The 24,501-nt window shown below is 37.2% G+C and carries 28 protein-coding genes, 1 riboswitch and 1 other annotated feature; of the genes, 10 read left to right on the top strand and 18 right to left on the bottom strand.

Translation table 11 applies throughout. From position 1 onward, the window contains the following. Positions 1-51 precede the first annotated feature (51 nt). Entirely contained in the window at positions 52-981 is a 930-nt protein-coding gene (locus Y7E_RS0109210; RefSeq protein WP_017150984.1) for a LacI family DNA-binding transcriptional regulator, read from the bottom strand. Positions 982-1,127: 146 nt separating this feature from the next. Beyond that, positions 1,128-1,607, bottom strand: a complete 480-nt coding sequence (locus Y7E_RS0109205) for a GNAT family N-acetyltransferase (protein WP_017150983.1) — start codon at positions 1,605-1,607, stop codon at positions 1,128-1,130. Positions 1,608-1,689: 82 nt separating this feature from the next. On the opposite strand from Y7E_RS0109205, the gene Y7E_RS0109200 reads away from it, so the two are divergent. Continuing rightward, a complete protein-coding gene (locus tag Y7E_RS0109200; RefSeq protein ID WP_017150982.1) occupies positions 1,690-2,613 on the top strand; it encodes an alpha/beta hydrolase in 924 nt (307 codons plus the stop codon). Positions 2,614-2,628: 15 nt separating this feature from the next. Here the strand turns inward: Y7E_RS0109200 and Y7E_RS0109195 are convergent, their stop codons facing one another. After that, positions 2,629-2,874 (bottom strand): DUF2552 family protein, encoded by a 246-nt coding sequence (locus Y7E_RS0109195; protein ID WP_017150981.1) that lies wholly within the window; start codon positions 2,872-2,874, stop codon positions 2,629-2,631. Between the two features lie 104 nt (positions 2,875-2,978). Between Y7E_RS0109195 and Y7E_RS0109190 the strand changes: the two genes are divergently transcribed. Together Y7E_RS0109190 and Y7E_RS34735 are read left to right on the top strand one after the other, a co-directional pair. Beyond that, entirely contained in the window at positions 2,979-3,221 is a 243-nt protein-coding gene (locus Y7E_RS0109190; protein WP_081584587.1) for a CDGSH iron-sulfur domain-containing protein, read from the top strand. 20 nt (positions 3,222-3,241) lie between these two features. Next, entirely contained in the window at positions 3,242-3,367 is a 126-nt protein-coding gene (locus Y7E_RS34735) for a hypothetical protein (protein WP_260632214.1), read from the top strand. Positions 3,368-3,410: 43 nt separating this feature from the next. Here the strand turns inward: Y7E_RS34735 and crcB (Y7E_RS0109180) are convergent, their stop codons facing one another. Both crcB (Y7E_RS0109180) and crcB (Y7E_RS0109175) read right to left on the bottom strand, forming a co-directional pair. Then, on the bottom strand, positions 3,411-3,764 hold the full coding sequence (gene crcB, locus Y7E_RS0109180) for a fluoride efflux transporter CrcB (protein ID WP_017150979.1): 354 nt from the start codon (positions 3,762-3,764) through the stop codon (positions 3,411-3,413). After that, the gene (crcB, locus tag Y7E_RS0109175; RefSeq protein WP_017150978.1) at positions 3,761-4,165 is read right to left on the bottom strand and encodes a fluoride efflux transporter CrcB; all 405 of its coding nucleotides are present in this window, start codon (positions 4,163-4,165) and stop codon (positions 3,761-3,763) included. Before crcB (Y7E_RS0109175) ends, crcB (Y7E_RS0109180) begins: the two co-directional genes overlap by 4 nt. Positions 4,166-4,500: 335 nt before the next feature. Continuing rightward, positions 4,501-4,645, top strand: a riboswitch (FMN riboswitch). Positions 4,646-4,953: 308 nt separating this feature from the next. On the opposite strand from crcB (Y7E_RS0109175), the gene ribD reads away from it, so the two are divergent. The 4 genes from ribD to ribH are packed head-to-tail and all read left to right on the top strand — an operon-like array spanning position 4,954 to position 8,382. Then, on the top strand, positions 4,954-6,066 hold the full coding sequence (gene ribD, locus Y7E_RS0109170) for a bifunctional diaminohydroxyphosphoribosylaminopyrimidine deaminase/5-amino-6-(5-phosphoribosylamino)uracil reductase RibD (protein ID WP_017150977.1): 1,113 nt from the start codon (positions 4,954-4,956) through the stop codon (positions 6,064-6,066). Continuing rightward, the gene (ribE, locus tag Y7E_RS0109165) at positions 6,048-6,692 is read left to right on the top strand and encodes a riboflavin synthase (RefSeq protein WP_017150976.1); all 645 of its coding nucleotides are present in this window, start codon (positions 6,048-6,050) and stop codon (positions 6,690-6,692) included. Before ribD ends, ribE begins: the two co-directional genes overlap by 19 nt. Positions 6,693-6,704: 12 nt before the next feature. After that, the gene (locus Y7E_RS0109160; protein WP_017150975.1) at positions 6,705-7,898 is read left to right on the top strand and encodes a bifunctional 3,4-dihydroxy-2-butanone-4-phosphate synthase/GTP cyclohydrolase II; all 1,194 of its coding nucleotides are present in this window, start codon (positions 6,705-6,707) and stop codon (positions 7,896-7,898) included. A gap of 22 nt (positions 7,899-7,920) precedes the next feature. Further along, positions 7,921-8,382: a 6,7-dimethyl-8-ribityllumazine synthase gene (gene ribH / locus Y7E_RS0109155; RefSeq protein WP_017150974.1), complete on the top strand. Its 462-nt coding sequence runs from the start codon at positions 7,921-7,923 to the stop codon at positions 8,380-8,382. A 24-nt stretch (positions 8,383-8,406) separates the two neighbouring features. Here ribH and Y7E_RS0109150 read toward each other — a convergent pair whose 3' ends face one another. From Y7E_RS0109150 to Y7E_RS0109115, 8 genes are all read right to left on the bottom strand, one after another. Beyond that, a complete protein-coding gene (locus Y7E_RS0109150; protein WP_017150973.1) occupies positions 8,407-8,727 on the bottom strand; it encodes a hypothetical protein in 321 nt (106 codons plus the stop codon). Positions 8,728-8,904: 177 nt separating this feature from the next. Further along, entirely contained in the window at positions 8,905-9,903 is a 999-nt protein-coding gene (gene bioB, locus Y7E_RS0109145; RefSeq protein ID WP_017150972.1) for a biotin synthase, read from the bottom strand. After that, positions 9,857-10,714 (bottom strand): malonyl-ACP O-methyltransferase BioC, encoded by an 858-nt coding sequence (gene bioC, locus Y7E_RS0109140; RefSeq protein ID WP_017150971.1) that lies wholly within the window; start codon positions 10,712-10,714, stop codon positions 9,857-9,859. Before bioC ends, bioB begins: the two co-directional genes overlap by 47 nt. Beyond that, positions 10,680-11,420: an alpha/beta fold hydrolase gene (locus Y7E_RS0109135; RefSeq protein ID WP_017150970.1), complete on the bottom strand. Its 741-nt coding sequence runs from the start codon at positions 11,418-11,420 to the stop codon at positions 10,680-10,682. Before Y7E_RS0109135 ends, bioC begins: the two co-directional genes overlap by 35 nt. Then, on the bottom strand, positions 11,417-12,604 hold the full coding sequence (gene bioF, locus Y7E_RS0109130) for an 8-amino-7-oxononanoate synthase (protein ID WP_017150969.1): 1,188 nt from the start codon (positions 12,602-12,604) through the stop codon (positions 11,417-11,419). Before bioF ends, Y7E_RS0109135 begins: the two co-directional genes overlap by 4 nt. Further along, positions 12,570-13,298 (bottom strand): dethiobiotin synthase, encoded by a 729-nt coding sequence (gene bioD / locus Y7E_RS0109125; protein ID WP_017150968.1) that lies wholly within the window; start codon positions 13,296-13,298, stop codon positions 12,570-12,572. Before bioD ends, bioF begins: the two co-directional genes overlap by 35 nt. Continuing rightward, positions 13,298-14,686 (bottom strand): adenosylmethionine--8-amino-7-oxononanoate transaminase, encoded by a 1,389-nt coding sequence (gene bioA / locus Y7E_RS0109120; RefSeq protein WP_017150967.1) that lies wholly within the window; start codon positions 14,684-14,686, stop codon positions 13,298-13,300. The genes bioD and bioA overlap by 1 nt, the downstream gene beginning before the upstream one ends. 122 nt (positions 14,687-14,808) lie before the next feature. Further along, positions 14,809-15,165, bottom strand: a complete 357-nt coding sequence (locus tag Y7E_RS0109115) for a hypothetical protein (RefSeq protein WP_017150966.1) — start codon at positions 15,163-15,165, stop codon at positions 14,809-14,811. Positions 15,166-15,308: 143 nt separating this feature from the next. Further along, positions 15,309-15,528 (top strand) — a binding site (T-box leader). A 255-nt stretch (positions 15,529-15,783) separates the two neighbouring features. Here Y7E_RS0109115 and nhaC point away from each other — a divergent pair. Beyond that, positions 15,784-17,157, top strand: a complete 1,374-nt coding sequence (gene nhaC / locus Y7E_RS0109110; RefSeq protein WP_017150965.1) for a Na+/H+ antiporter NhaC — start codon at positions 15,784-15,786, stop codon at positions 17,155-17,157. A 117-nt stretch (positions 17,158-17,274) separates the two neighbouring features. Here the strand turns inward: nhaC and cpdB are convergent, their stop codons facing one another. Beyond that, entirely contained in the window at positions 17,275-19,557 is a 2,283-nt protein-coding gene (gene cpdB / locus Y7E_RS0109105) for a bifunctional 2',3'-cyclic-nucleotide 2'-phosphodiesterase/3'-nucleotidase (RefSeq protein WP_017150964.1), read from the bottom strand. A gap of 450 nt (positions 19,558-20,007) precedes the next feature. Between cpdB and Y7E_RS0109100 the strand changes: the two genes are divergently transcribed. Further along, positions 20,008-20,775, top strand: coding sequence for a GDSL-type esterase/lipase family protein (locus Y7E_RS0109100; protein ID WP_017150963.1), 768 nt, complete (start codon positions 20,008-20,010; stop codon positions 20,773-20,775). A gap of 75 nt (positions 20,776-20,850) precedes the next feature. After that, complete coding sequence (locus Y7E_RS0109095; protein ID WP_017150962.1) at positions 20,851-21,297, top strand: MarR family winged helix-turn-helix transcriptional regulator; 447 nt, start codon at positions 20,851-20,853, stop codon at positions 21,295-21,297. Positions 21,298-21,320: 23 nt separating this feature from the next. Here Y7E_RS0109095 and Y7E_RS33605 read toward each other — a convergent pair whose 3' ends face one another. The 4 genes from Y7E_RS33605 to argB form a co-directional block, all read right to left on the bottom strand. Then, complete coding sequence (locus Y7E_RS33605; RefSeq protein ID WP_017150961.1) at positions 21,321-21,491, bottom strand: hypothetical protein; 171 nt, start codon at positions 21,489-21,491, stop codon at positions 21,321-21,323. 115 nt (positions 21,492-21,606) lie between these two features. Continuing rightward, complete coding sequence (gene argF / locus Y7E_RS0109085; protein ID WP_017150960.1) at positions 21,607-22,560, bottom strand: ornithine carbamoyltransferase; 954 nt, start codon at positions 22,558-22,560, stop codon at positions 21,607-21,609. A 12-nt stretch (positions 22,561-22,572) separates the two neighbouring features. Beyond that, on the bottom strand, positions 22,573-23,733 hold the full coding sequence (locus Y7E_RS0109080) for an acetylornithine transaminase (RefSeq protein ID WP_017150959.1): 1,161 nt from the start codon (positions 23,731-23,733) through the stop codon (positions 22,573-22,575). Then, entirely contained in the window at positions 23,730-24,497 is a 768-nt protein-coding gene (argB, locus tag Y7E_RS0109075; protein WP_017150958.1) for an acetylglutamate kinase, read from the bottom strand. The genes Y7E_RS0109080 and argB overlap by 4 nt, the downstream gene beginning before the upstream one ends. Positions 24,498-24,501 lie beyond the last annotated feature (4 nt).

Genomic DNA, 24,501 nt, shown 5'->3' with positions numbered 1-24,501 from the left:
ACTGCCCACAAATAGTGGGATAAAAAAAGGTGCGTTTATTGGACGCACCTTTTACTTTGTCGATTCTCGTTCAATTAATAGAAACTCTTCTTGCTGCACTTCCTCAAGTTTTACTTGTTTCTTTTTTATTTTTCCTACCAATCTTTGTACAGCTACTACTCCTTGTTTTTCAAAAGGACTTCCAATCGTTGTTAAAGATGGCGTAACCCATTCTCCTTGTAAACTTCCCTTAAAACCAATTACTTGCAAATGCTCAGGTATACGAATACCAAGACAACTTGCTGCACGAACGACTGCAATTGCAACAGTATCACTAGAAGCCACAATACCGTCAATATATGGATACTTTCGTAATAATTCAATGACCTGTTTTTCTTCAGTTCCTTCTATTCTTTCTTCTCGATAAGCAAGACCCTCTTCCCAAACTGCATCTAAAAATCCAGATACATGTTCTTCCATTGCCTCATCTTCTGTCTCTTCCCCCATATAAGCAAGAAAATAACAACCTTTTTCTTTTAGTAAAACAACTGCCTTTCTAGCACTTTCGTAATATGTAGAAAGTGCGTCGGCTTCATCAAATACGACAAATGGAATAGAAATATTCTCCATGCGCTTGAATATGTCGTTCGTCATAATAACACCAGCAATATTATTTTGCATCAGTATATCTATATAACCACTCTTATTTTCTATATTACAAATAACAATTTGATATCCCTCTTTATATGCAGCCTCTTCTACTGAACGAAGCAATGTTATATAGGATGGATCTTCTAAATTTGATACTAATATAGCAATCATTGTCGAAGATTTTTTAAATAACGCCTTTGCTACGGCATTTGGTTTATACTGTAACTCTTCAATTGCCAGTTTTACTTGTTTTACTGTATCCTCATGGACATACCCTTTTTCATTAATAACTCGTGAAACGGTTGCGACTGAAACACCGGCCAATTTTGCAACATCACGTATGGTTGCCACATCGTCACCCCTTAATATGGTAATAGCTTACAATTTAAACCTAAAACAAAGTAAATCATTCGTCAAGGTTATTGTTTTATATTTCTGAAAATTGTTACAGAAAATATTTATTACCTTTTCATCTTCTACATATGTAAAGATTGGTTTTATATATTCAGTTTTTCTAGTTGGATTTCATGTAAAATCGCGATGTTATCATATCCAATAAGCGGAATTTCTCGCTTTATCTTCCTCGCTTCTTTGACCGCATCCGTATATAAATTGGTCATCATAAAACCACGTTTCTGATAGAAGCGAAGTGCATTCGTATTATCATTTGTTGTAATTAGCCATACTTTTTTACAACATTGTTTTTTTGCAATATCAATTACACACTCTACAAGTTTCGTTCCAATTCCCTTTTTCTCCTTAAGGCTATCTAATGAAACAATCTCACAGTTATTTTCTTTCATTTCATATGTAATAATTCCTACTATTCTGTTATCTTCACTTGCAACAAAACCTGGTAATTGATCTAAATGGTGTACCCTTCCACGTGAAACCATCAGTGTGCTTCTCCAATTTTCACGCATAAACAGTGCAATTGTTTCTCTCATTTCCACTGTAATTTTTTGTATTTGAATCATGTCCGACTATCTCCCTTTTCACATCATTATGATACAATATAAGTGTATCATATGTAGAGATATTTGGAGGATGAGGTAAGGTATGAAACGTTTTTTTACAACATTGCTAACCATAATAGGAGCATTAATTGGCATCGGTATTTTCTTTACTAATAAAGTAATGTACTTAAAGAAAAAAACAGAAGAAGAAATTCTAGAGCGTGAAACGAAAAAGCATTTTCGCTTAGAAGATTTTAACGCCATTCCAAAAGAAGAGGTTCGTATTCCATCTCAATTTAAATATGACATTCACGGCTATTACATTTCTGCAGGTAATTCTAATAAGTTTATGATTTTTTGCCACGGTGTAACAGTAAATAAAATAAACTCTGTCAAATATGCAAATTTATTTTTAAACAGAGGATATAACGTATTTATTTATGATCATCGCCGCCATGGTAAAACAGGTGGTAAAACGACAAGTTATGGCTATTACGAAAAATATGATTTAAAGACGGTAGTTGATTGGCTAAAAGACCGTTTTGGAACAAATATTACACTTGGCATTCATGGAGAATCGATGGGAGCTGCGACACTCCTTCAATATGCAGGAATGGTAGAAGACGGCGCTGATTTTTATATTGCGGATTGCCCATTCTCTGACTTTTATGGCCAGCTACAACATCGCTTAAAAGTCGAATTCCATTTACCAAAATGGCCGCTACTACCATTAGCAAACGCCTTATTAAAAGTACGGGACGGTTATACAATACGCGAAGTTTCTCCGCTCGATTGTGTAAAAAACATAAATAATCCAGTCCTTTTTATTCATAGTAAAGACGATGACTATATTTTATGTGATATGACAAAAGCCCTGTATGAAGCTAAAGAAAATAATAAACAGCTCTTTATTGCGGAACACGGGGCACACGCTTGCTCTTATAACGAAAACAAACAAGAGTATGAAGCTGCCATTGATCAATTCTTAAAAACATATGTGAAAGAAACAAAAAACAGGCTTGCATAAGCCTGTTTTTTCATGTTATTGCGCTAGCACATCTGTAACTTGTTCCATATTTTCAGAAATCCATGTTACCGCCTCATCAAGCGTTTGAAATTCTGTCGTTTGAAATGTCACTTCGTCTTGAAGTAGCCACACATCTTTTGGTTCTTGTCCCACACCTGCAATCGACCAATGAAGTAAACTATATGGATGATTATCATTTAAAAACGATGCCCAAGTGCGCTCATTTGCAATATTTTGTAATGTACGTAATTGTTTATTCATGTTTCGTCACCTTACTGTATTTCAATTATAAACGTTATTATAACATTCTCTGTCCTTACACACAAAGAACTGTTTTCTTATTGTCAAGTGCTTCCTGCAATTATATGATGAATATAAGCGTTTGGGAAGGAGGGATAACGTTGGCAAAAGTTCAAATTAAAGTGAATGATAATGGTTCATTTCGCATTACGGGGGATGTGGAATTAATCGACTCACAAGGGAATGCTTTCCCTGCAAAACCTGCATTTTCTTTATGTCGCTGTGGTTTATCAAAAAATATGCCTTATTGCGATGCTTCGCATAAAGGAAAATTCGAATCTATTGTTCGAGCACCAAAGGGAGAATAATGCTATAAGGAGCACGCGCAATGACTTGTGTGTGCTTTTTTATCCCGCTATTTGCGGGCAGTAGACCCCTACCTCAAAATTCAACGAAAGCAAAGAAGTTAGGTGGGGGACGTGCTGCCCGTAAAAGCCCGATTGGTGAGGGATAATAATCAGTGGGGGATGAAGCCCCCCACTGATTAAAGTTTCACTTTATATACGTCCTATATAAAACCCAAAAAACGCCGCGAAAATGCCTAGCATGTAACTCATTATTAAATACAATATCGCCTTTTGCCCTTCTCGCTTATGTATCAATTGAACAATTTCAAGCTTACATGTTGAAAAAGTAGTAAATGCTCCCATAAATCCTGTTCCGCATAATAATAGCCATGTACTACTCACATCAGCTCCATATAATAAACCTAGTAAGAATGAACCTACTATATTTACAAATAATGTGCCATATGGAAATAAACTTCCGTACTTTTCTTTCATCGCATTACTAATAGAGAATCTGGCAATTGCTCCGAAAAAGCCACCGATTCCTACAAGTAAAATATTCATAGTGCCCCTTCTTTCTTCATGCTTTTTTCATATAATGCATTGCCAAGATAAAATCCAAATAAAGATAAGAGCAATCCTCCAACTATACTTGTACTCACATAATAAAATGTCATAAAAAATGCTTCATGCTGTATTAATTTCAACGTCTCTACGCTAAATGTTGAAAAAGTAGTAAAAGAACCAATCATTCCTGTTCCAACACTACTCATTATTGCTTGTGAAACATGTTTCATACGAAACAAATACATCGTTAAAAATGCCAATAAAAAACTACCAATCATATTCGCTAACCATGTTGCGAGCGGAAAAGAATCGACTGAAGGAATACCAATCCATTGTCCTAATCCATACCTTGCTAAAGCTCCAATAATACCACCGATTCCTACTGCAATATATTTCATATTTCCACCTCATTTATGTATATACTGAAATCTTTCTCATACTATATATCCTTTTTGATCTTCCAACATTTAAACCGTGGCTATGAAAACAAAAGTAGACCTCCACTCATTTTCTCCTGTTCTTTAACATGGCATGAGGCGAAAAAAGGCACTGACCGCCTCTATCCATGATCAGACGCTCTCTCCACCTAAAAGGAAAAGGTTTTCTATCTGTTTTTCAATTTGTATTTATATAGTATAACAAAATTAATTCCCCCTTCATTTTCATACAATTCTTCACATTCGAATATTTTTTACTATCCTTTTTTCTTTTTTGTGCTATAATGTGAGCAAACAGCATCCTTCGGGGTCGGGTGAAATTCCCAACCGGCGGTGATGAAGTGCACACTTCTAAGTCCGTGACCCGTTTTCAAGCTTGAAAACGGTGGATCTAGTGAGATTCTAGGGCCGACAGTATAGTCTGGATGGGAGAAGGATATGTTTTCTAGTGCTTATATAGCGAATACATTTTTATTTTGGCATACACATTTTTACTGATTCATTTTGAATGACTGTATATGTTTTCTTTCATATACCTATCTTTCTATGCTGAAATAAAAAGATACGACTAGCGTATGAAAAAATTGATAATTTGCTAGGTTTTTTCTCGTGCAAAAATATCAATCATCGTTAGGTTTCTTTCTTATACTTTCGTATTCGAACTATATTTCTAGAAATCACGTCTCCCAAACCCTAAGGATACTATTATCCTTGGGGTTTTTTGATTTTTCTTAGGAGAGGTGAAAAGAATGACAGACCAAGAATATATGAGGATTGCCTTACAGTTAGCACAAAGTACTGCAGGGCAAACAAGTCCAAATCCAATGGTCGGTGCTGTTGTTGTAAAAGATGGAAACATCGTTGGAATGGGAGCGCACCTGCGCGCAGGGGAAGAACACGCTGAAGTTCACGCTCTTCGTATGGCTGGTGATAAGGCAAACGGCTCCACTGTCTATGTAACGTTAGAACCGTGCAGTCACTTTGGAAAAACTCCACCGTGCTGTGATCTACTCATTGTAAAAAAGGTGAAGCGTGTCGTAATTGCTACACTCGATTGCAATCCGCTCATTTCAGGTAATGGTGCAAAACGTTTGCAAGAAGCAGGTATTAGCGTAACTACTGGTGTTCTTGAAGAGGAAGCCACCACATTAAATCGATACTTTTTCCACTATATGAAAACGAAACTACCGTTTGTAACAATAAAAACAGCGATGAGTTTAGATGGAAAAATAGCTACTACTACTGGGGATAGCAAATGGATTACAGGTGAGGCTGCTCGCACAGATGTTCACCAATATCGGCATACGCACGATGCCATCCTTGTCGGGGTGAATACTGTTATAGCTGATAATCCCTCTTTAACAACACGTCTTCCAAACGGCGGCAAGCATCCGATTCGAATTATTTTAGATACACATTTACGAACTCCGCGGTCCTCTCATGTCATTACAGACGGAATGGCACCAACATGGATTGTTGTCGGAAAAAACGTAAATAAAGAAAAAATAGCAGCATATGAATCACAGGCGGTATCTGTACTTCAAATGAAAACGAGTCAAATTGAAATCCGTGAACTCCTCCTCCTTCTCGGTGAAAAACAAATCCTTTCACTCTTTGTTGAAGGTGGGCAATCCGTTCACGCGAGCTTTTTAGAAACAAAGTGTTTCAATGAAATCGTGACCTATATAAGTCCAAAATTAATTGGCGGAAAAGATGCCCCAACTATGTTTGGTGGCACCGGCTTTATGAAACTGCAAGATGCACTTTCCTTGCAAATTCAAGAGATGAAACAAATTGGCGATGATATAAAAATCGTTGCTAGTGTGCGAAATGAGGTGCTTACATGTTTACAGGAATTGTAGAAGAGCTTGGAACTGTTTCGAATATCAGGCAAAGCGGAGAAGCAATGAAACTGACAATTGAAGCAAATACAATCTTGTCAGACGTAAAACTAGGAGACAGTATTGCTGTAAATGGGATCTGTTTAACCGTCACTTCTTTTACAACGTCTTCTTTTACTGTTGATGCCATGCCTGAAACAATGCGCGCAACATCATTACGTATGCTCGGCACCCGTTCTAAAGTAAATTTAGAACGAGCAATGGCTGCAAATGGGCGCTTTGGTGGACATTTCGTCACAGGGCATATTGATGGAATTGGAACCATTGTAAGTAAGAAACAGCACTACAATGCGATATATTACAAAATTGAAATTCCAGATGATTTACTCCGTTATTGTTTACACAAAGGATCGGTGGCTGTTGATGGCACAAGCTTAACGATATTTGATATAGATGAATCTTCCATTACCATTTCACTCATTCCGCACACAGTAAGCGAATCTATTATTGGTGAAAAAGTAGCTGGAGACATCGTGAACATTGAATGTGACATGATTGGAAAATATATTGAGCGTTTTATTTCAAAGCCTTCGAAGCAAAGCACTTCAGTTACAAAAAGCTTTTTACAAGAAAACGGATTTCTATAAGGGGGAAGCACAATGTTTCATCGTATTGAAGAAGCACTAGAAGATTTAAAACAAGGAAAAGTCGTTATTGTATGTGATGATGAAAGCCGTGAAAACGAAGGAGACTTCATCGCTTTAGCAGAGAACATTACACCAGAAACAATTAATTTTATGATTACACATGGCCGTGGTCTTGTCTGTGTACCGATTACAGAGCAATATGCAGACCGCTTACAGTTAGAGCCTATGGTTTCTCATAATACAGATTCTCATCATACCGCGTTCACAGTAAGCGTTGATCACATTTCTACAACAACAGGTATTAGTGCTTACGAACGTGCGACAACTGTGCGTGAGTTATTAAATCCAGCGTCAAAAGGAACAGATTTTAATCGTCCAGGTCATATCTTTCCTTTAATCGCCAAGGAAGGCGGAGTACTGCGCCGTGCAGGTCATACAGAAGCAGCTGTTGATTTAGCAAAATTATGCGGCGCGGAACCAGCAGGAGTTATTTGTGAAATTATAAAAGAAGATGGCACGATGGCACGTGTTCCTGACTTAGTACAAGTTGCAAAGCAATTTGATATAAAAATGATTACGATTGAAGATTTAATCGCTTATCGCCGCCATCATGAAACGCTCGTAACAAGGGAAATTGAAATTACATTACCGACAGATTTCGGTACATTTCATGCAATCGGCTACTCAAATTCTTTAGATCAAAAAGAACATATCGCTCTTGTGAAAGGGGATATTTCGACAGGTGAACCCGTTCTCGTGCGCGTTCATTCTGAATGTTTAACTGGCGATGTTTTCGGCTCATGCCGCTGTGACTGCGGTCCGCAGCTCCATGCTGCTCTCGCTCAAATTGAACGAGAAGGAAAAGGTGTTCTTCTTTATATGCGCCAAGAAGGCCGCGGAATCGGGCTGTTAAATAAGCTCCGTGCATACAAGTTACAAGAAGAAGGATTAGATACTGTTGAGGCAAATGAAAAACTAGGATTCCCTGCCGATCTTCGTGATTATGGCATTGGTGCTCAAATCTTAAAAGATTTAGGTTTACAGCAATTGCGTTTATTAACGAATAATCCGAGAAAAATCGCAGGCTTGCAAGGTTATGATTTAGAAGTTGTCGAACGCGTACCGTTGCAAATGCCAACAAAAGAAGAAAACAAGGCATATTTACAAACAAAATTAGAAAAATTAGGTCACTTATTAAGCTTATAATATATAAAGGGAGAGATATAATATGGTATTTGAAGGTCATTTAGTTGGTACAGGATTAAAAGTTGGAGTTGTTGTTGGACGCTTTAATGAATTTATTACGAGTAAACTATTAGGCGGTGCGTTAGACGGATTAAAGCGCCATGGTGTAGAAGAAAGCGATATTGACGTCGCATGGGTTCCAGGCGCATTTGAAATCCCATTAATCGCAAAAAAAATGGCAAACAGCGGAAAATATGATGCTGTCATTACACTAGGAACAGTCATTCGCGGTGCTACAACTCATTATGATTATGTTTGTAATGAAGTTGCAAAAGGTGTTGCTTCTTTATCATTACAAACAGACATCCCAGTTATTTTCGGTGTATTAACGACTGAGACAATCGAGCAAGCAATCGAGCGTGCTGGTACAAAAGCTGGCAACAAAGGCTATGAATCCGCAGTTGCCGCTATTGAAATGGCGCAATTATCAAAGCACTGGGCATAAAAAAAGAGGCTTCGGCCTCTTTTTTTATTTTTCTACTTTTTTCCGTACATCTTTTATCAATTCATCCATCGTTTTTCCTTCTGTTTTAATACGAAGATTTTGAGCGGTTCTCCACACATTTTCTCTCCTTTTTTCTTCCTCTACAATATGAAGTTCTTTCCGCACTTCCTTTAAGTCTTTTCCCTCTGTCTCAATCCCAAAATGCTCAGCCTTTGTTCGAAAATGTTGTTCAATTCTTTGCTGCATTTCTTTCTGTTCCGGATTTTCAGCTGCCTTAACTGGATCAGCACTAATCGCCTTTAATAAAATTAAAAAAGTCATAATAGCTAGTATATATTTGTGCATGTAAGATCCTCCACCCAAGATAAATTACACTTTTACTATGTACAATTACTGGGTGGAAAATTCGTCCACACAATTTATTTTTTTACTGAAACTCTACTATTTTAAAGGCTTGAAGGTATTTCATTACATTTTGTTTACAAAAAAAGAAAGCACCAAAAGGAGCTTTCTTTTCAATCTTTACAGTGCACATTCTTCTATTTCAAATCCTAAATCTTCAATCATACCCCAATCAGATGTCGGCTCTTGTCCTGCTGTTGTTAAATAGTCACCAACGAAGATCGAATTTGCTGCAAATAAGCCAATTGGCTGTACAGAACGTAAATTAATTTCGCGACCGCCAGAAATACGGATTTCTTTTGATGGATTAACAAAACGCATCATTGCTAATACTTTTAAACATTCTACTGGTGTTAATTCTTTCTGCCCTTCAAGCGGCGTTCCTTTTACGGCGACAAGGAAATTACATGGAATAGAATCAGCATCTAAACGTTGTAATTCAAAAGCAATTTCAACGCGCTGCTCTTTCGTTTCTCCCATTCCGAAAATCGCACCCGAACATGGAGAAATACCGGCTTGCTTCGCTTTTTCTACTGTATCAACGCGATCATCGTATGTATGCGTTGAACAAATACTATCATAATTATTTACATGTGTATTTAAGTTATGGTTATAACGGTGAACACCGGCTTCTGCTAAGCGTCCTGCTTGATCTTCATTTAAAAACCCTAAGCAACAGCAAATTTTTAAATCCGTTGTTTCACGAATTTCTTTTACGGCACCAATGACATGATTTACTTCTTTATCCGTTGGACGACGACCAGATGCAACAATGCAGTATGTACCTGCTTTACGGCGAATTGCTTCGTGAGCTCCCTCTACGATTTTTTCTTGTGTTAACCATGCATATTTATCGATTGGTGCTTCTGAAACGATAGACTGTGAGCAATATCCACAATCTTCTGGACATAATCCAGATTTCGTATTAATAATCATATTTAATTTTACTTTTTTACCAAAGTAATGATGACGAATGATATAAGCTGCGTTCATAATTTCTAATACTTCTGTATCGTCAGCTTCTAAAATTGCTACTGCTTCTTCTTTCGTTATACCTCTGCCCTCTACTACTTCATATGCAATTTTCTTCCAATCTGTTTTTGTTTGTACTTGTTTCATTTCTTCTCTTCCCCTCTTTTTCAATATACGCAAATAAAGCATGGTACGTTGTTACAATTTTTCCTTCTTCCGTGAAATCTCTTTCGTATATGCGAAGCATGGTGCGAAAGATAGAAGGACTTTGACAGTAAGATTCTGCATTGCTATTCGTCGCTCCCACTTTTCGAATCGATTGTAGGAATCCACGAACTGTAGCAAACTTCTCTATGTAACATGTTTCAGAAACATGAACATCCCCTGTTACACTTTCACATACATCTTGCAGCTGTTCTCTCGTTACAAAACGTTGTCCCACAGATACACTATTTTGTATATTTTTTTCTTCTTTAGCACTTTGAAATGCTGTATGAAGTTCTTGAAACGTTTGCTCCCCAAACGTTGAAAATAACAACAAACCATCTTCAAACAAATAACGATATAAACTTTTCAGCGTTGTTTGCAAATCGTTTAGCCATTGAAATGTTGCGCTTGAGATAATGACATCAAATGACTCACTTAATGTAAGATGTTCAATATCTTCGCACCTAAATGTCACAGATTCTACGTGATTTCTCGTTTTAGCAACAGCAATCATACTTTCAGCAAAATCAATTGCTGTAATTTTTGCATTTGGAAAAGCAACGGCTAATTGCTCAGTCAAATATCCTGTTCCACATCCGAGTTCTAAAATGCGGATGGACGACATTTTGTGGTAGTGTTTTTTCATTATAGAAAGCAATTGTTGCGCCATCTTTTTTTGTACACTTGCATATTGATCATAGGATACAGCTGCCCCATTAAATCGTTTTTGTAATAACGTTTTGTTGATCATTTTGTATCCCCTCTACAAACTGGATCATTTCATTTGCGCAATATTCAAAATCAGTTACGCAAAGTGCATGCCCAGCTCCATTTATTACTTTAAGCGTCCCATTCGTATTTTCTTGTATATAGCGAGCAGCAGATAGTGGGCATATCGCATCCTGTTCTCCATGAAGAAGTAATATCGGCATCTTTACGTGCTTTAACTGACTTCTTATATCCACCTCTATTAAATAATTAAGTCCCAGCTGTAAAGATTCAATGGAATCACCTTGAAAACGCTCTACAATGCCTTCAAATTGTTCACTATCTTTTATCTCTTTTTTTGTAAACATACTTTTATAAAAGCGGTTCAATGTGAAATCCTTTTGCTTCACCAAACTTCTTTTCATCCGCTCTACAAAAGAAGGTTTCCATCCACTCTCGTAATTTTCATCTACTGTAAACTTTGCCGTACCACCTATTAAAATCATCCCTTTTGCCTGCACTCTATCACATACTTGAAGAGCAGCTAATGCACCAAGTGACCATCCAATCAAAATCACATCCTGCCCTTTCGTAACCTCTACTACTCGTTCTGCATACTCGCCAAACTCTTTTACCCCACGCCATTCAACATGCCGGACAGAATATTCCTGAAAATATGGAAGTAATGAATCCCATACTTGTTTTTCCATCCCCCATCCGGGAATGAAAATAAGCTTGGGCTGTTTCATCTCGGTACCCCCTCTTCTTTACCAATTCGAATAATCTGCTCAATAGCCCATTGTAAGTCAGCTTTTGTATGTTCAGATGTAACTGCAAATCGAATTCGCGAACTATTGTGCGGAACAGTGGGTGGTCTGATAGCAATTGCAGCAATTCCTGCTTCCTGCAATTTTTCGCTAAAATGCATCGCATATTCATTCGATGCTACAATAACTGGTACAATATGCGTTGAACTATCACCAATATGAAAGCCAGCTTCTTTCAAATTATTGCGGAAATACGCTCCATTTTCTAAGAGCTGCCGCCGTCTTTCCTCATCTTCCTTAACAATTTCAATTGCACGTTTCATTGCACCAAGCGTCCCTGGTGGTAATGCTGTTGTGAATATGAAGCTTCTCATCGTATTTTTCATATAATCAATACAAATTGCATCACCTGCTAAATAAGCTCCATAACAACCTAACGCTTTACTAAATGTCCCCATATGAATATCAATTTTCTGAGAAAGTCCTTGTTCGATGTGAGCTAAGCCCGCACCATACTTGCCATATATTCCTCCTGCATGCGCTTCATCAATCATCAATAACGCTCCATATTTTTCTTTCAACATAATCAATTCTTTTAAATGAGCAACATCTCCATCCATGCTGAAAATCGTATCTGTAACGATCAACTTGCGCTTTGCAGAAGGCGCCATTCGCAGTAATGTTTCCAAATGTTCCAAATCATTATGTCGATATCTTTTATGTTCCGCACCACTGAGCATAATTCCATCGACAATGCTGGCATGATTTAACTTATCGCTAAAAACAATGTCGTGACGACCCACTAAAGAAGAGATTGCACCTACATTTGCCGAATATCCACTGTTCACAATTATTGCTTTTTCAGTTTCTTTCCAATCACAAACGCTCTGTTCTACCTCTTCATATAGTGAATAATTTCCTACCACAAGCCGTGACGCCGTAGCCCCTACTCCGTATTGTTTTGTCGCTACAGTAGATGCTTCTTTTAATCGCTTATCTCCTGCCAAACCTAGATAGTTATTCGAAGCTAAATTCAACATACGTTTTCCATTCCTAATAAGCCATGGTCCTTCAGCTTGCTCCGTCACGACTACATGTCGATATTGTGCTTTCTCCTTCAGACGATTTAAACTAGAATGAAAGTGTAGGTTCCACGTTTGATCCATGTTTGATGAGCTCCTCTAAATTTGAAATCGCAATATTCTCTTCTGCTGCTCTTAATAGTTCATCACGCGTAAATTTTTCTTGAAGTTCCGGTAGTAACCCCACAACTGGTACACCGCTTAACTCCTCAATCATTTCTTGATTTTCTTGCACACGTTCTTTCTCACATTCTTTACAGCCAGATAAAATAACACCTGCAACCGCTAAACCATTTGCTTTCGCATAAGCAATTGTTAAAACGGTATGATTAACGGTACCTAGCGCCGGACGCGCGACAATAATAAGTGGTAATTTTAATTCCTTTGCAAAATCAACCACTAATGCATCTTCTGTATATGGAACGGCAAGCCCCCCTGCTCCTTCTACAAGCAAGCTCTTAAACTCTGTCATTAACTCATTATAATGAGCCGTAATTTGTGCTAGCTTCACAGTTCTTCCTGCTCGCTGCATTGCCAGTCTTGGTGCGAGAGGTTCTTCAATAGAGTAAGGGCAAATTCTATCCGTCTCAGTCGTTACTCCTGATGCAACTTTCAATCTAGCTGCATCACCTTCTGGGTTCGAATCGATATGACCACTTTGCAATGGTTTATACACACCTATGTTATATCCACGATTTCTAAACACTCCTGCTAGCGCACCTGTAACAACTGTTTTTCCAACTTCCGTATCGGTTGCTGTTATAAAAAAACCGCTCATTATTCTCCCTCCGTAACATCTGCAATTGCTTGATATAAAATGCCCAGCATTTCATCAATCTCATCTACCTTAGATGCTAGCGGTGGCATAAATACAATCGTGTTACCAAGCGGACGTAAAATCATTCCTAACTCTCTTGATCGCTTACACACTTCCACACCAACTTGCTCTGTCCACTCAAACGGCTCTTTCGTTTCTTTACTTTTCACAAGTTCAATTCCTACCATCAATCCACATTGACGAATATCACCAACATGCTTGTATTCGTAAAGTGCTTCCAATTGTTTCCCTACATATTCTGCTTTATATGCAACATCTTTTACTAGATTTGTTTTTTCATAAAGTTCTAAATTGGCAATTGCAACAGCGCAGCCTAATGGATTTCCAGTATAACTATGGCCATGGAAAAATGTTTTCTGCTCTTCATAGTCACCTAAAAAAGCATCATAAATTTCATCTGTTGTCACAGTAATAGCCACTGGTAAATACCCACCAGTTAAGCCTTTTCCAGCTGTTAAAATATCAGGTGTAACATTTTCATGTTCACAAGCAAACATTTTTCCAGTACGACCAAACCCCGTCGCCACCTCATCTGTAATAAATAAAACATTATAAGTGGTACATAAATCACGAAGGCCTTTCAAATATCCTTTCGGCATTGTAATCATACCGCCTGCACCTTGCATTAACGGCTCTACAATAATCGCTGCAACTTCATCATGTTTTTCTTTTAATAACTCTTCCATTTCTTCTAAATGCTTTTGAACAATTTGTTCTTTGTCGCTTCCATAAGGAGAACGGTATGTATATGGATATGGCATTTTGATTGCATCAAATAAAAGCGAACTGTACACTTGGTGAAACAAGTCAATCGCTCCCACTGAAACAGCCCCAATTGTATCTCCATGATACGCTTCTTTTAATGTGATAAACTTTTGTTTTTTAGGTTTTCCTTTATGCTGCCAATATTGAAAAGCCATCTTGATTGCAATTTCAACAGCTGTAGAACCAGAGTCTGAATAAAATACTTTTTTCAAGCCTTCTGGAACAACTTCAATGACCTTTTCTGCAAGTAAAATCGATGGTACATTGGCAAGTCCTAACATAGTAGAATGTGCAACTTTATTTAACTGTTCACGAATCGCGTCATCCAATTCTGGCACATGATGTCCATGAACATTAAGCCAAATTGATGAAACACCATCCCAATAACCATTTCCGTTTACGTCATATAATTTACGCCCTTCTCCTCGTTCAATGATAACGGGATCTTCAGCTAAATAATCTTTCATTTGTGTAAATGGATGCCATACATATGCTTTGTTTTTTTCAGCCAATTCTTCATATGTATAAGCTCTTTTTTCACTTGTATTACGACTAACAGTCACAATTGTCACCCCTAATGTTAACTTTTATATAAATATAGTTAACATTAAAAACGAAATGCTGTCAATTTTTTTCGCATAATAATGTTCTTAAAAAAGAACGACTTATCATATGATAAGTCGCTTTATTTTCCATGTTGAATCTTTCCGATTTCTAAGATAATCTCTTCATCCTTTTTTCCTTCAGTATCAATTCCAAGTTGTTTTGCATGTTCTATAAGCAGCTGATGACGCTTTTCAAACCTTGCCGTATTTAACTCTTTTTGAATTTCTTTCTCTGTTTTCCCTTCCAGAGAAACGCCAAGCTTAGCGGTTGTTTCTTTCTTGTTCTTTTCCTCTTTGACCTTCTCCAATTCTTTTACTTCTGCTTTTTGTATGATCTTTTGTTTTGGTTGATCAGGAGATGATGCAAACGCTGTATAAATTCCAGCACTACCAACGACTGTAAGTAACGTTGTAAAAAGAAATATTTTTTTCTTCATTGCTTCCCTCCTTTCTATTTTCATTATAACGCACAAATGAAGAATTAAAAAAACATTCTGTTATTATTTTCCTAGAAAAAATTATGAACATATATGTTGACATATGAGATAGATATATGATAAAAATTTAACTAACATCATATGAATCGGCAATGATAGGATTTAGTAGTATTTCGTTTTTTGATTTCAGAGAGCTGGTGGTCGGTGCGAACCAGTACAGAGCGAATTATGAATTACCCCCTGGAGCTTCTTTTACGAAACATTTGGATTAGTAAAAGACGGTTATGGACCGTTATTTCTACAGAGTGGTGAAATGAACGATTTCACAATTTAGGGTGGTACCGCGATTTTTTCGTCCCTGCATGTATTGCAGGGGCGTTTTTTATTTTCTGTTGGTGCCTATTATACGACCCTTTATTTTGTGCTACGTTCATTTCACAAGCTAGGGTGGTACCGCGATTTTTTCGTCCCTGCATATATATGCAGGGACGTTTTTTTTATGATGCTAAACAATTACCGGTAATTTGTCACAAAATTCTAAATTTTAGAAGGAAATATACAATATTGGCGAATTTTATATAAAAAAGAACTATTTTAGATTATTAGGAGGGGCAAACAATGATTTCAAAAATCGAATCTATTCTTTTAACATTTTTCATCTTTTTCTGCATTGGCTTCAGTGTTATTCAATTAGGAACATCACCACACATTCCAATTTTATTTGGCATTATTGTATTATTAGCATTTGGCTTTATTAAAAAAATCTCTTGGTCTAATATGGAAAAAGGGATGATAAGTAGTATTTCAGCTGGTATTCCATCCATTTTCATTTTCTTACTTGTTGGTGTATTAATTAGCGTTTGGATTGCAGCTGGGACAATTCCATCATTAATGGTATACGGCTTCAAACTTGTATCACCAAAAATTTTCATTCCGACAGTCTTTGTTGTTTGTGCAATTGTTGGAACAAGTATTGGTAGTGCCTTTACAACAGCAGCGACAGTAGGTCTTGCCTTTATGGGAATGGGCACTGCTCTCGGATACGATCCAGCACTAATTGCCGGAGCAATTATTTCCGGAGCTTTCTTCGGGGATAAAATGTCTCCGTTATCTGATACAACAAACTTAGCTCCTGCTGTAACCGGTGTGGATCTGTTTGAACATATACGCAACATGCTTTGGACTACGATTCCTGCTTTCATTATTGCCTTTATCGCTTTCTTCATTTTAGGAAGTGGTTCTTCAGGGAATGTTGATTTCTCTACTTTTACAAGCACATTAGAAAAGAATGCAACGATCTCAATTGTTACACTTATTCCAATCCTATTACTATTCTTATTCGCTTTTAAAAAGGTTCCAGCCGTTCCAACTTTACTTGCTGGCATTGTAGCTGGTATTATCATCCTCTTTATTTTCAAGCCAAGTACATCACTTGCCGATTTAATGAAAATTATGCAGGACGGGTACGTGTCTAAAACAGGGATAAAAGATATCGATAGCTTATTATCACGCGGCGGTTTACAAAGTATGATGATGTCAATTGCACTTATTTTCCTTGCTCTTTGTATGGGAGGCTTACTACAAGGTATGGGTATTATCACACAGCTTATGAATATCATTTCTAATTTTGTTAAGACAAGTACACGCTTAATTTTTTCTACTGCATCAACAGCAATTGGCGTTAATTTCTTGCTTGGTGAACAATACTTATCCATCGTATTAACAGGACAAGCATTCGCTGACAAATACGATGAAGTCGGCTTAAAGCGCCGTAATTTATCACGTGTACTAGAAGATGCGGGTACAGTGATTAACCCTCTTGTACCATGGGGCGTAAGTGGCGTCTTCTTAGCAAATGTACTAAGTGTTCCAACAATTGATTACGTTCCATACTCCATCTTCTGCTTAGCTTGTCCGATCGTTACAATTATCGTTGGATTTACAGGATTTGGTCTTTCCTGGCAGAAAGAAAAGCCTGTTACTGTTTCTTAAATTATATATATAAAAGAGGATTGCCGATAACGGTAATCCTCTTTTACTTTACCTCGATTTGTGAGTGCTAACCATCAGTAGAGAATACAGAAAATCCCCATCAATAGAATTCTCATTTTATCGATTTGCTTTTTTTCTTCTAAATAGCATGAACATACCCGCTCCGACAAATGCCAGTCCCGCTCCAATTGTAGAAAAGACATTTCCTCCTGTTTTCGGAAGGTCACGTTCCATTTTGTTTGTTTCTTTGTCTCCACTTACTTTTGTAGGTTCTTGTACATCTTTGTCAGAAGTTGTTGATTTGTCCCCACCGTTTCCTTCATCTGTCGTTGGCGGTGGTGTTGGTTTGTCCTCACCATTTCCTTCACCTGTTGTTGGTGGTGGTGTTGGCTTATCCTCACCATTTCCTTCACCTGTTGTTGGTGGTGGTGTTGGCTTATCCTCATCGTTCTTTTTCGTTAAATCAATTGCATATTTCGCAAACTCATTTTCAGACGGACCAACATATGAGATTTTCCCACCTTTCGTAATATACTTCTGTGCATTCGGTGAAGAGTCAAATGTAGTATTTAATTTTTCAGCAGCAATTGTTTTAAACACCCAGTTTTGATCTGCTGCCGGGTTAATAACAGGCGTTTCTTGCATATATTTCGCAATGATTTGACGCGTTTCATCTTGAGATTGATACACAACTTCACCTTTACTTACACCAGGGAATGTTTGACTACTGCCACGATAGTTATTTGTAGCAACAATAAACTCTTGATTATCAGCTATTGGTTTCCCATCATATGTTATATTCACAATACGATTCGTATTTGGATTTACTACTTTTCCATCTTTATCATATTTTGCTGGCTGTGTAACATCAATTTCGTATTTCACGCCATCTAAAATATCAAAGTTATATGTAGGATAGTTTACATTTACTAATGACTGTTCTTCTACTTTAGCTGGATCAATTTGATTGAACTGACCTGCAGACATTTCAAGCCATTCTTTTACTTGTGCACCATTTACTTTTACAGCATACAACGTATTTGGATATACATATAAATCAGCAACGTTTTTAATTGCTAAAGTTCCAGCTGGAATATCTGTATAATAAGTTGCACCATTTCGTCCACCCGCTTTAAAAGGTGCCCCTGCAGATAATACTGGGATTCCCTTATATTTGCTGTACTGTCCGTTTTCAGCAAATAGCTTTTCTACATACCATTTCTGAGCATTCGTTACAAGCTGTACAGATGGATCATCTTGTACAAGTGAAAAATAACTATTAATTGGTGCTGTCGTTTTACCGACAGGTGTATTTACATATTTAATTGTCGCTTCATGATCATCTTTTATTTCATCAACTAATCTCTTATCAGATTCTACTAATGCATTTCCTTTGCTATCAGAAATCGGACGAACACTTGGAACTGACTTATCTTTTTGTACTTCCCACTTGCCGTTTACTTTTTTCAGCTCCATATCAATAATCCCTAGATTACTTCCGAAAACACCAGGCATCACAACTGGAACATCATTAAACTTGTCCGTTACTACCGTATGCGAATGTCCCATTAACACTGCATCAACGCCAGGAACTTCTGTTGCTAAATAATATGATGCATTCTCCATACCAGCATTATAACCACTTTTATCGACGCCAGAGTGTGCTAATGCAACAATGATATCCGCACCCTCGGCTTTCATTTTTGGAGCCATTTTCTTCGCCGTTTGCACAATGTCTTTCGCTTTTACTTTTCCTTCTAAATTCGCTTTATCCCAGCCCATAACTTGTGGTGGTACAAAGCCCATTACTCCAATTTTTACTTTTTGTTTTTGCCCAGCTTCATCTTCTACTTCTTTTTCAAAAATATGGTATGGTTTAAAGTAGTTTTCATCATTCTCTTCATTATTATCGCCATCGTCTTTATATACATTTGAATTAATAACTGGGAACTGTGTTTTGCTAATCGCATTATTTAAGTAGTCCAAACCATAGTTAAACTCGTGATTTCCAAGAGAAATGACGTCATACTTCATTAAATTCATTAAACGATATAAAGGGTGAACATACTCTCCATCCAAACCTTTTTGTGCCACATAATCCCCAAGCGGCGTTCCTTGTATCGCATCCCCATCATCAAATAGCACAGAGTTCTTTGCTTCTTCACGTGCTTTGTTAACAAGAGTCGCTGTTTGAACTAGCCCGACTTTATTATCCGTTTTTGTTTGATAATAGTCGTAGTTCATTAAATTAACATGAATATCAGAAGTTTCCAAGATTCGTAATTTAACGGTACTCTCCTCTGTTTGTCCCTCTGCATGAGCAATTGTTGGCAACACTTGCGGAGCCATAACCCCTAGTGCAAGCGTCGCTCCGGCTAACACTTTCTTTGACTTCTTCACAAAAAATCCCCCTTATAAAATTGTCCCTTCAAAACCAAATAAAATGAGTTTCTCATCAAACTCTAATAAGGTAGTCTCTCTACCTCGATTCTCTTTTTTCTTCATATTAGAGTGACGTACCTTTACTTATCCCGCTATTCATGGACAGTAAGAATCTCACCTCAAAATTCAGTAGAAGCAAAAAAGTTAGGTGGGGATCAACTGCCCGTAAAAGCCCGATTAGTGAAAGCTTTTCATCAGTGAGAGATGGAGAAAATCCCCACTGATGGAAGTTTTACGTTATCTGACATTATCATATCGAACCTACTTTCATATCGTCAATATTTTTTGACATACTTCTACAAATTTTCTGTAAAGTTGCTGTAAAATTTCCATAAAGATATACTATAACCTTCCATTGCTTATACTGCTGAATATGATACAATAACCAATTACAAGGAGGATGAATTTATGAAAAAAATCATCTTAACTATACTTTGTCTCCTCCTTCTAATCATTTCTTATTTGTATTTCGAAAAGAACGATGAGACAAAAGAACCAAAAGAAAAAACTACAGCATCTACTCTTCATTGGATTGATAAGCAAACGAATGATTCTTTTTATCATCTTGTGTTAGGTGATTCTCTTGCAAAAGGATATGGCTCTACACAAGGAGGATATGCGGAGCTAGCCTCTAATCAAATAGAGGGACAAATTCATAAACCCATTACAGTGGAAAACCTCGGTATAAATGGGTTAACAACGGATCGTCTTGTTCAGAAGGTGCAATCAGAAGAAGTTAAGCAAAAAATAAAAAAAGCAAATTTAATTACTATTAGTATTGGCGGAAATAATTTATTTCGCTTAAATCGTAATGTAGGGGTTATGGATGGTATAAAAATGTTAAACAAAGAAAAAAATCATTTTGAAACTGATGTAAGAACCATCGTAACCACTATTCGAACAATCAATCCAAATGCTTTACTTATTTTATCTGAACTTTATAACCCTTTACAACTCGATGATTCAATCGCTTCTTATGCCGATATGTTTTTAGATGGCTGGAATGATTCAATTTATTCTATTTCTAAAGCAAACCCTCCATCTATTGTTTTGCCTGTTCGAAAGCTAATACCGAATGATAAAAAAGAATTACTGTACGATCAAGTACATCCAAATGATAAAGGCTATGAAATTATCGCTGACGCATTTACTAAACAAGTATTATCCTACAAATAGTAAGGTAAAAACGAACAATTCTATTTTTATACGGTACCTTTTTTTGTTACAATGATAATGGAAGGGGGCCTTTATATGGAATCACGTGAGTGGGAACGTATTGTTGATCATCTTCTTTCGTTAGTGCCTCTTTTTTATCGCAAATTTATGCTTCCTGGAGAGTTTTCTTCGCAAAGGCACATGCCACCGTCACATACACAGGTGTTACTGCTATTGCATGAACATGGCACATTAGCAGTGTCAGAAATCGGAAAGCGATTGGCGATTTCAAGGCCAAACATGACACCTCTATTAAATAAATTGATTCAGGAAGAACTCATAGAGCGTCATTACAGCGAAAAAGATCGACGGGTCATTTTAATTTCTCTTACGGATGAAGGGAAATCATTAGTAAGTCAGTATCAACAATTTATTTTAGACAAATTAAAAGAAAACTTTCAAACATTATCTGAAAGCGATCGTGAACAACTCATTCACTCGCTTCAAATCATTCAAAATTTAATTTTGAAAACAAACGTGTAAAGCTGCTTCCAAAAGAAGCAGCTTTATGATTCATAATAGTTTCCATAATACACATTTGAATACGGCCATGTCATTAAGTAAGGCTTTCGTTCCTGAGAAGGCTGTGGCGGCTGATATGATTCAAACTGCTGCCGTGCATAAGCAGGATAATAATTCACATATGGATATCCTTGAGGTACATAGTAATAATACATTTATCTTCTCCTCCTTTTCCTTAAACATATTCAAGGTAGAAAATGAATGTGACATTCTTTATATTTGTACAAGCGATTTATATGTCTTTTAGTAAATAATATATGGAAATCCTCTCTATTTAGAAAGTTTTTTCACATTTTGAAATAAACTTACCAATAATGCTTTTTGAGCGTGCAATCGATTCCCTGCTTGCTCAAAAACAACGGAAGAAGGTCCATCTATAATTTCTCCTGTTACTTCTTCTTCACGATGAGCAGGTAAACAATGTAAGAAACGATACGTTGCTTTCGCATGCTGAACAAGTTTTTCGTTCACTTGAAACGGTTGAAATAATTTATATTTCTCTTCTGTATCTTCTTGCCCCATACTCATCCAAACATCAGTATAGATAAAGTCAGCATCTTTCACTGCCAATCCCGGATCATTCAAGACTTCAATATTTGCTCCCGTCTCATTTGCAATTTCTAGCGCACGCTTTACAATTTGTTCATTCGGTTCATACCCTGGGGGCGTCGCTACTGTCATATGCATACCGACTTTTGCACTTGCTAGCAGTAAAGAGTGACATACATTATTTCCATCCCCTACGTAAGCAAGTTTAATTCCTTTAAATGTATGAACTTCTTCATAAATTGTCATCAAATCTGCTAATGCCTGACACGGATGATGATCATCTGTTAATCCATTGATAACAGGAATATTTGCTTCTTTCGCGAGCTCCTCTACATCCGCGTGTGAGAATGTACGAATCATAATTCCATCAATATAATGAGATAATACTTTTGCCGTGTCTGAAACACTTTCGCCTCTGCCAAGCTGCATTTCTTTTCCACTTAGAAACATTCCATGTCCACCAAGTTGTACCATTCCTGCTTCGAAAGAAACACGCGTACGAGTTGAATGTTTATCAAAAATTAACCCTAATATTTTTCCTTCTAATAAAGGGACGTGTTTCTCTTTTTTTAAATACATTGCAAATTCAATTAACGCAATGATCTCCTCTTGCGTCAGTTCTTCTAATGTTAAAAGGTCCTTCGTTTGTAATTTCGGTATTTGTACAGTTGACATAGCATTTCCCCCTTATAATATTGGTGATTTTTGTGTACAAATCACTCTTTTCATCATATTTATCGCTTCATCTATTTCTTCATTCGTTACAATGAGTGGTGGTAAAAGTCGTAAAACATTCGTTCCGGCTTGCAATACAAGAAGTCCCTCTTTTTCTAATTGTGCTATAATTGGCGTGACGTCACACTTACAAACGACTCCAATCATAAGTCCTTTCCCGCGAATATCAGTAATCCATTCAATATCATGTAATTCTTTTTTTAGCTTTTGTAATAAATATTCTCCCTTTACCTTAACTTCCTGCAAAAAAAATGGTTGCTTCATAATTTGCAGCACTTCTTTTGCTGCTGTCATTGCAATATAATTTCCACCAAATGTAGAACCATGAGTCCCCGCTGAAAAAGCAGACGTAAGCTTTTTCTTTCCAAGCATTGCCCCAACTGGAATACCATTTCCAAGTGCCTTTGCCGCTGTAACAATATCCGGGGATGTTCCGGTCTGTTCATAAGCAAATAATGTTCCCGTTCTTCCCATCCCTGTTTGCACCTCGTCGATCATATAAAGGGCTCCATATTGTCTACATAACTGCTCTATCTCTTGCAAAAAGGAAATGTCAGCAGGTAAGACGCCACCCTCTCCTTGAACAACTTCCACCATAACTGCCGCCACTTCTTCATTCATTGCCTCCCTGAACGCTTCTATATCATTAAAGGGAATATGTAAAAAAGACGGAAGTAGTGGCCCGAATCCCGTTTTTACTTTTTCTTGTCCAGTTGCACTCATTGTTCCAAACGTTCTACCATGGAAAGATTGCTGGAATGTTAAAACAAGAGATTTCCCTGTATGCTTACGCGCTAGCTTAAGCGCTGCTTCATTCGCTTCTGCTCCGCTATTACAAAAGAACACGTAATCTAACTCCCGTCCTTCTGTTAGCAATGCAGCTACCTTTTCTTGTATCTTGTGCGGAAAAAGATTTGATATATGCCAAATTTCTTGTAATTGCTTTGTCATTGCTTCTACAAGTACAGGATGACAATGTCCTAAATTGCATACAGCAATTCCAGAAGTAAAATCTAAATACTTTTTCCCACTTTCATCTATAACCTTCGCTCCCGTCCCTTGAACAATTTCAATACCGCGTCTCCCGTATGTCGGAAATATATGACTGCTCATACAATATTCACCCCTTTTGTTACTGTCGTTCCAATCCACTCACCTGATGTTCCTACAAAATGTTTTGCACCATTTACAATGCTGACATGCTGAACTCCCATCTGTATGGAGGTAAGAGCCGCCTGTACTTTCGGAATCATCCCCCCTGTAATAACTCCTTCTTCTATAAGCTGTAAAAGCTCTATTTCATCCGTTTTCTTTAACAATTCTCCTTCACACAATACACCATCTACATCCGTAATAAAGAGTAGTTCTTTCGCCCCCAGCGCCGCTGCAATCCCAGCTGCAGCAGTATCTGCATTTATGTTATAAACCTGGTCTCCCCTTATCCCAATCGGAGCAATAACCGGAATATAATTCAAATCTAGTAGCCCTTTAAGTAGTGAAGTCTCTACACCGATAACTTCTCCAACATATCCAATATCCATATCAAGGGGCTGAACTTGAAGTAAATTCCCATCACAACCAGAGATTCCGATTGCATACAAGCCATGCTTTTGAAAATTCATCACCATTTTTTTATTCGTACTTCCGCATAAAACCATTTGAACAACATTCATCACTTCTTTTGTCGTCACACGTAACCCATTTTTCTTTTCAACTGAAATATTAAATTGCTTTAGCTTTGCGTCAATTTCTGGTCCACCACCATGAACAACAATAACTTGATATTTTTTCTTCAGTTGCTCTATACATTTTAAAAATACATGATCTAAGAGATCTAACATGCTACCACCGCATTTTACTACAATATACTCGCTCATCTCT

It is taken from the genome of Bacillus bingmayongensis, from assembly GCF_000299035.1.
Taxonomy (GTDB): domain Bacteria; phylum Bacillota; class Bacilli; order Bacillales; family Bacillaceae_G; genus Bacillus_A; species Bacillus_A bingmayongensis.
Note: the sequence above shows the minus strand (reverse complement) of the source record. Positions and strands in the feature narration are given on the sequence as shown.